Genomic DNA, 7,248 nt, shown 5'->3' with positions numbered 1-7,248 from the left:
TTATTATAGTTACATCATAAAATGATAATGATTATCAATATCATTTTATCTTTAATAAGAATAGAAGCTGCGATGGTCGTATCACTTGTTTAACTAGGTGAATTAAAAACTAAGGGGAAGGTGTGTACATATGTCTACAAAAAAACAGCTTTGCATTGGGTTATGTTTGATTTCTAGAAAGAAAGAAGAAGAGAATAAGTTTGATTCAGGAATCGATGAACAAGTAGAGTTAGCACAACTGGCAGAGAAGGCTAAGTTAGATTTTGTTTTTAAAGCAGATTATTTAGTGGCACATCCAGATTTAATTGCACGTAATAAGGGGAATGTAATTTTAGATCCAACATTACTTTTTACTGCTATCGCTTATGCAACAGAAAAGATTGGAGTCGTTACGACCGCTTCAACATCCTTTTATCCACCATATATACTAGCAAGGCAACTACAATCTTTAAATTGGATTAGTAACGGCCGAGTAGGATGGAACATTGTCACATCAATTGATGGTGCTGAAAACTTTGGTGAGGCAGGGATGCCACCATCCGAGGAACGATACGCGAAAGCGGCAGAATGTACAGAGTTAGTAAGAAAACTTTGGAAGAGTCATCCTTATGAAGTTTTGAAAGTAGATAACGCAGACGTAATTAGAGAAATGGTACAGCCAATTGAGCATAGTGGGGAACACTTTGAGGTGAAAGGTCCACTTAATGTTCCGCAACATATTTCTGGGRAAATGCCTTTATTTCAAGCGGGTGCGTCAGAGTCTGGCCGGAATTTCGCTGCTTCTGTTGCGGATGCAATTTTCGCCGCGATGCCAGATGTAGAGTCAGGAATCGAACTTCGTCAAGATTTAAGAAGAAGAGCAGAAAAGCATGGCCGAAAGCAAGATGATATACGTATATTGCCTGGTTTATATTTCTTTATTGGTGATTCATATGAAGAAGCGCTAGAAATGCACAGGCAAGCTCATCAACATCTTACAAAAGAGAAGAGGTACGCTTTACTCGAAATGGTTCTCGGATTAGATGTTAGAGGGATATCATTAGAAAGTAAGGTTACTGAACATATGCTACCAAGTAGAGATCAAACTGTACGTAGTAAAACACATGCGGAATTATTACGGAATTTCATCATAAAAAATGAACCAACTGTTGAGCAAATACTAGAACGACCAGAAGTTGTTGGTTCTGCTCATTGGGTCGCTATTGGCACACCACAAGACGTTTTTAAACAAATTATGGAAAGATTTGAAGCAGGGGCACTAGATGGATTCATTGCAATTCCAGGCGGTCCTTCAAAATCATTGGATTTATTCTTTAGTGAAGTGATTCCTTTATTCGTAAGAGCAGGTGTATTTAGAGAAGAGTATACAGGTTCAACTTTACGTGAGCATTTGGAGAGTAATATATCAAATTGTTTGCAGTTAAAATAATAGGAACATTATGTACAAAAAGCCTTTAAAAAGAAGGCTTTTTTATTTCGGTTTAAAAATTCAGAATCATCAGTTGACTGTAAGGGACTTCTTTTCTATATTAGTAGTTATAACAATAACTACTATCAGAAAATGGAATTAGAGCTATATAGATTGTGAGGGATGAAATAATAAAGGAATTGGGTTCTCCCAGTATGAATGTAAAGCTTATATAGGTTTATTAAAACATTACCTAGCAACTGGTTATGAAGTGAGTAAACAAACAGGCGTACCTCGTTCCATGATTTACGAGGTGCTCGGCAAGTTGATGGATAAAGGCGCAGTGCATTTAGTTCCTTCTGAACCAGTAAAATATGTACCTGTAGCAGCTAAGGGATTAATGGATCGAATGCGAAAAGCTTTTGAAAGATCCTTTGAATTGTTAAACCAAAATTAAATTATTTAGAACAGGAGCGACAAATGGATGTAAGTATAGATTTAGTTCATGTCGTAACAGGAAAACGTAGTATGGAAGAAATGGAGGGAGAGAAAGGTGAATAAAGCTCAAGCACATATGACATTACAGAGCGATGATACATTTCAACAAGGTGTAAAGGATTGTTTACCAACTGTATTTGGATATTTGAGCATTGGTATAGCGGCTGGTGTAATTGCGAAAACAGCTGGTTTCTCCATCATTGAAATTGCTTTTATGTCCACTTTAATTTATGCAGGTTCTGCTCAATTTATATTAGCAGGTATGTATGCTGCCGGTGCTCCTGCTTCGGCAATCATTTTTACCGTATTTTTTGTTAATCTACGGCACCTTTTAATGAGCGCTGCGCTTGCGCCCTACTTCACGAAAATTCCTCTATTTAAAAACTTAATAATCGGTTCGCAAATTACAGATGAAACTTTCGGCGTTGCAGTGCAGCAAGCAGCACAAAAAGGTTATTTAGGTGAAAAGTGGATGCTAGGATTAAACGTAACAGCATATTTAAATTGGATTATCGCTACAATTATTGGTGGACTCTTTGGTGAATGGATACCAGATCCTCATACGTACGGGATGGATTATGCCTTACCAGCAATGTTTATTGGATTATTTGTTCTCCAGCTTATAAGTAGTAAACCGAAACTAGCAATTCATCTTACTGTTGCGATTGTAGCTATTGTTATTGCATACGTTTCACACTTGTTTATGCCAGATAGCATAGCAGTTATTATCGCAACGCTGTTAGCTGCTACTATAGGGGTGGTGATTGAGAAGTGGAAATAAGATTAGATATATTATTACTTTTACTAGCGGCAGGAGCAGTTACACTTGTGCCTCGTATATTACCTCTTCTCGTATTTAGCAAACTGCAAATTCCAGATTGGGGCTTAAGATGGTTAAATTACATACCGATTGCGATATTAGCAGCACTTTTAGCGCAAGTATTATTTATGCATGAGACAGTGCAGTGGGATTATATCATAGCGGCAATTCCAACATTTTTCGTAGCGATATATACTCGTAGTTTATTAGGAACAGTATTAACTGGAGTCATTGTAATTATTTTGTTACGTTTATTTTTCTAAAAAGGATTCAGCTCATATAATAGCGAAAGGTGTAATAACATGAAATATAKAGGGGTGGTGTTATGATACTTTTAACGATAGGCGCTATTTTATTAACGGTATTCATTTTCTTTATTATCGTTTTTATTACGTTTATGATGTTTGTTGATAAGGCGACACCTCAAATTTATTATACACCTTGTGAATCAGTGACAGTGAAATCTAAAGATAAAAATAGAAGGAAGAAAAGTTGAATGTTGGGCTTTTCTTTCTTCTATTTTTCTTGCTTTATAATGTTCTATAAAACGTTATAGAACATGCTAATGTAAAAGGGAAGTCATGTTGAGGAATTGTTCGTTTCATAAATATATCTTAAAAAGGAATTCAATTTAATATCAAATTTGTGTATAAATGTTCTATACACAAGGGTAAAGCCTTTTGATATACCATACCCTAAAATGACACCCATACAGTTAAAAATTACATCGTTTATATCGACATATCGAAAAGTGAATCCGGCATAAAGTGCTGATAAAAGTTGTAGATTTTCTAACAAGAACCCTAAGACAATTCCTGATAAAACAACTTGTTTGAAATTCGTCTTTTTTATGTAAGGAAAACCAAAGCCAAAAGGAATTGTTAGTAGTATATTAAGTAATGATGTTGTTATAGCGAAATGCTCCGCGTTGAATGGTATAAAATTAGCATCTCTCCAAACATTTTGTCCAATTTCTTTTTTCATATTTTCATCTATAATAATTGGGAATTGGGTATAATTAAGTACTACACAAAGGTACAAATAAAATATTGAAAAAAATAGTAAGTACATGTTCCTCTTTTTTAGGTGTAACTTAAAAAAGAGGAGTAAAAATAACCATATAATAAATGCTCCAATAAGAATAAAACCATCAAAGTCAATTAGCATGTTTAAAATMCCTTATATTTTCATATTTAAACTATGATGTCTATTATTAGACATCATAGTTTAGTAGCAATATTTTAATTAGATATTTTTCCGTTCCCTTTTACATTCTGTCCATCGTCATTTGTTTTCCAAATAAATAAGTAGTATTCATTTGAATTTGTATCAACATTGTATGCACCAGAGAAAGATTTATTTATGCCGCCATTAACTGTTCCATAACTAGGGTCCGAACCCCATGCAGATCTGTACAGAGTATATTTTACATCGTAAGGTCCCATCGCTCCTCCATCAGTAGAATATACATATGCGCTGCCATTGATATATACACTTCCTTTAGACAGTGTGTGGAACTGTTTGTTTTTACTACCATCCACCACTCGATAGTCCATTTTAAAACTGTAACTACTAGATGCTGCTAATGTTGGTATAGCGAAACATGTCATTAAAGTTAAAGCTGTAATAATAGAAAAAATTTTTGTTTTCATGTTTTCCTCCCTGTTATTTTATTATTGAGGGGCCTTCTCAATAAAGAGAATAATCCGTTTAACTCTATGTGTAAATAATAAGATATAAAGATTTATAATTTTTACAATGGTTTTACAATCATTAAGAAAATGCCATATAGTTTCAATTTGTTTAAGATAAGATAGTTCAATTGTTAAAAAATGATTAATGAATTGATTAAAATTGGTATGATTATATGGGGATCATGAATATACGACTTCAAAAGTATATTGAGGAGAATGAAGCAGCTGAACAATTCTTTAGTACTATGAATTTCTAAGTTGAAAAGATTGTGGAATGATTTCAAGAAGAGAGTGTAAAATAGATGAGATATAATAATTACATAAAAATTAAGGAGAAATTAAAAGACCCGAACTTGGTATTATACCAAGTTCAGGTCAAAGCTGTTAATGAAATAAAGTGATTAGGTTTTTACTACCATTTCACAGTCACATTCCCGAAAGAACTAAAAACAATAATCCAAATAGAAAACTAATAAAGTGAAACTTTAATCAGTGGGGGGGTTCATCCCCCACTGATTATTAGTTGAACCAATCGGGCGTTTACGGGCAGTTAATCTCTCACCTAACTTCTTTGCTTCAGCCGAATTTTGAGGTGGGAGTCTTACTGCCCGTTAATGCGGGATAAAAGAAAGAAAACCGATAGAGATGGAAAAAATACGATTGTTCTTCCATTCGCGTGCGAAAACGATAAAGCCTAAAATGCAAAGGAAAAACCAAATAGGTAGAAACATAAATCGACTAACTTTCTCAGGTAGTAATGAATAAAAATTTGTTAAATATAATATCCAATTCGCAAAAAATAGAGCACATACGATGAATGATTGTAAGTAGGGTCGTGTTAAAAAAGTTCCTTTTTTAATTGTCATAAAAATGAGAGCTAATGCTGAAATGAAGGGAATTATTATGAATATGAGCAATAGTAATGTTAGTGACATGTCAAACTCCTTTATAATATTGTTTGCGTAAGAAACGAATCTATTAGGTTGTATGCTTGCTTTGTAGAGTGCTCGTTATATTTTTCAGTGTACGGATTTAAAAATCCATGTTCACCGTGTAGTTGATTTATTTCTAATAAAGGATTATTTTGTTGCTGCAATGTTTGGATTAAAGAGGATACTGAAAAACTAGCTTCTTGTTCAGGAAAAATAAGTAAGGTAGCACATGTAGGTTTAATATGAATATAGTCACGTATACGGGAACCGTAACACCCAATGATAAAATCTATTTTTGAATTGTTACTACAGAGCCAAACAATTGTCGCTCCAACGCTAAAACCGATAAGTCCAATATGTGTGTAACTACAGGAAAGGTTAGTAATGAGTTCTTCAATTTGCTCTTTTCCATCATCAAATCCAATGTGATTCATAAAATGCTGATATGCTTTTTCTTCATCACTATAATGAAATGCATGTTGTAATTGTAGAAGGTTAGGACAAAATACATCTATATGAGATGAAGTGAAGCGGTCTATAACGTGCTGCATATGATCATTTACACCGTATATTTCATGAACAACAACGAGAGCTGATTTTTTCTTCATAGTTACAATGTACCTCTATGAAACTTATATTCTTTCTCAACAAGGCAGATACGCAGATGGAAGTTTTCATACCATTGCTCACGGCCTCTTTTTTTCGCTTCTTTATGTAAGGCGTTCCTTTTCCAATTTTCAATTGCTTCAAGTGACTCCCAATAAGAAATTGTAATTCCGAGTCCAGAATTATCACGTGCGCTTTCGACACCTAAAAATCCAGGTTGCTGTTTCGCAAGGTCATCCATTTTTTCGGAAACGTTACTATAATCTGTTGTATCATTTGATAGGTTAGAAGTGAATATAACTGCATAATAGGGCTTGTTTTTTTCTAAATCATATTTCATTATTTTTCCCCCTTAATGTATAAGTGCGAATAATTAATTCATAGTTTGTATTTTAGCAGGTTAAAAAAAGAAAAGAAGTAGAAGATTCTTATTTTTTTTTAGGTGTTGTAAAACAGAGGATAGAAGGGATTTATATTAAGTAATCTAAAGTAAGAAAATGCCACTTCAAAAAAAAGAAGTGGCATTTTTTATATTTCCTCTAAGCTATTAACTGGAACTGTTAATTCGCGTCCTGGATTTTTCACTTCATATATGCGGGCGGTTTCGTTGCTTTCGTCGACGTGTTGAATCGTAACAGGCATGCCTTGAAAATTGACATTAGCAAGTTCTGATGACACAGAAAGCTCTTTTGCGCGTTGTATATTCATTTATATTCCTCCCATCATTATTATCTTTGCTAAAAAAGAGGAATAATATACCATTTCGAGACATTCTTAAAGTTTTTGTATTATTTGTAATATTTCTTTAATAAATGAAGAGAAGGTGGAATCAGGATAGGACTGTATGATTTCATGTGCTTCTGTTATTTCCTCCAGAGCCCTTTTTTTATCGTTAAGTTTTACATAACAAAGGGCACGATATGCACCAGCTGTTGTAAGCCACGCTTGATCAAGTGGATGGTTCATATAATCCGGCATGATACCACGTTGCAATGTTTGTAAAGCCTCCTCATAACGTTTTAAGCCGTATAAAGCTTTTCCTTTTTCAAGATAATACAATCCATCGTCTTGAAAAATTGGTTCATCTTTAAGTTTTTCTCGAAATTGTTCTAGGTGTTCTAATGCAATTGTATACTCATTAGTAATTGTGTTGTAGTAGTAAGCTTTTAAAAGATCAATAATAGCAATGGATAAAGTATCTTCTGTAAAAATGGCGAATTGCTCCGATTTTTTTATGTAATATAAATATTTTTCTTTATCAGCTGTAATGACTTTTTGGTAAGATAAAAT

At 33.8% G+C, this 7,248-nt stretch carries 11 protein-coding genes and 1 pseudogene; 5 read left to right on the top strand and 7 right to left on the bottom strand.

Annotation, left to right across the window (positions count from 1 at the left end; all coding sequences use genetic code 11):
- Positions 1 to 130: 130 nt before the first annotated feature.
- The 5 genes and pseudogenes from AC1DTM_RS15095 (at position 131) to AC1DTM_RS15075 (ending at position 3,222) form a co-directional block, all read left to right on the top strand.
- A complete protein-coding gene (locus tag AC1DTM_RS15095) occupies positions 131 to 1,429 on the top strand; it encodes an NtaA/DmoA family FMN-dependent monooxygenase (protein WP_477000427.1) in 1,299 nt (432 codons plus the stop codon).
- Positions 1,430 to 1,607: 178 nt separating this feature from the next.
- A pseudogene (locus tag AC1DTM_RS15090) lies at positions 1,608 to 1,948 on the top strand (TrmB family transcriptional regulator); the annotation flags it as partial.
- Positions 1,949 to 1,982: 34 nt separating this feature from the next.
- Positions 1,983 to 2,687 carry an AzlC family ABC transporter permease gene (locus tag AC1DTM_RS15085; RefSeq protein WP_206771738.1) on the top strand — a complete coding sequence of 235 codons (705 nt, stop codon included), beginning with the start codon at positions 1,983 to 1,985 and terminating at the stop codon, positions 2,685 to 2,687.
- Complete coding sequence (locus AC1DTM_RS15080) at positions 2,678 to 2,989, top strand: AzlD domain-containing protein (RefSeq protein WP_016104426.1); 312 nt, start codon at positions 2,678 to 2,680, stop codon at positions 2,987 to 2,989. The genes AC1DTM_RS15085 and AC1DTM_RS15080 overlap by 10 nt, the downstream gene beginning before the upstream one ends.
- A gap of 62 nt (positions 2,990 to 3,051) precedes the next feature.
- A complete protein-coding gene (locus AC1DTM_RS15075; RefSeq protein WP_016104427.1) occupies positions 3,052 to 3,222 on the top strand; it encodes a DUF3951 domain-containing protein in 171 nt (56 codons plus the stop codon).
- 83 nt (positions 3,223 to 3,305) lie between these two features.
- Here AC1DTM_RS15075 and AC1DTM_RS15070 read toward each other — a convergent pair whose 3' ends face one another.
- From AC1DTM_RS15070 to AC1DTM_RS15040, 7 genes are all read right to left on the bottom strand, one after another.
- Positions 3,306 to 3,893: a VanZ family protein gene (locus AC1DTM_RS15070; protein WP_016104428.1), complete on the bottom strand. Its 588-nt coding sequence runs from the start codon at positions 3,891 to 3,893 to the stop codon at positions 3,306 to 3,308.
- Positions 3,894 to 3,967: 74 nt separating this feature from the next.
- Positions 3,968 to 4,378, bottom strand: coding sequence for a hypothetical protein (locus AC1DTM_RS15065; protein WP_002011979.1), 411 nt, complete (start codon positions 4,376 to 4,378; stop codon positions 3,968 to 3,970).
- A 653-nt stretch (positions 4,379 to 5,031) separates the two neighbouring features.
- A complete protein-coding gene (locus AC1DTM_RS15060) occupies positions 5,032 to 5,355 on the bottom strand; it encodes a hypothetical protein (protein ID WP_016104429.1) in 324 nt (107 codons plus the stop codon).
- An 11-nt stretch (positions 5,356 to 5,366) separates the two neighbouring features.
- Complete coding sequence (locus AC1DTM_RS15055; RefSeq protein ID WP_016104430.1) at positions 5,367 to 5,960, bottom strand: dienelactone hydrolase family protein; 594 nt, start codon at positions 5,958 to 5,960, stop codon at positions 5,367 to 5,369.
- A 2-nt stretch (positions 5,961 to 5,962) separates the two neighbouring features.
- Entirely contained in the window at positions 5,963 to 6,298 is a 336-nt protein-coding gene (locus AC1DTM_RS15050; protein ID WP_016104431.1) for an antibiotic biosynthesis monooxygenase family protein, read from the bottom strand.
- A gap of 188 nt (positions 6,299 to 6,486) precedes the next feature.
- Entirely contained in the window at positions 6,487 to 6,666 is a 180-nt protein-coding gene (locus AC1DTM_RS15045) for an H-type small acid-soluble spore protein (RefSeq protein WP_002158456.1), read from the bottom strand.
- A gap of 66 nt (positions 6,667 to 6,732) precedes the next feature.
- Positions 6,733 to 7,248: tetratricopeptide repeat protein (locus AC1DTM_RS15040; RefSeq protein ID WP_477000426.1), on the bottom strand; the 516-nt coding region annotated here is incomplete at its 5' end.

The sequence above is a fragment of the Bacillus sp. P4_D3 genome, from assembly GCF_056401855.1.
Note: the sequence above shows the minus strand (reverse complement) of the source record. Positions and strands in the feature narration are given on the sequence as shown.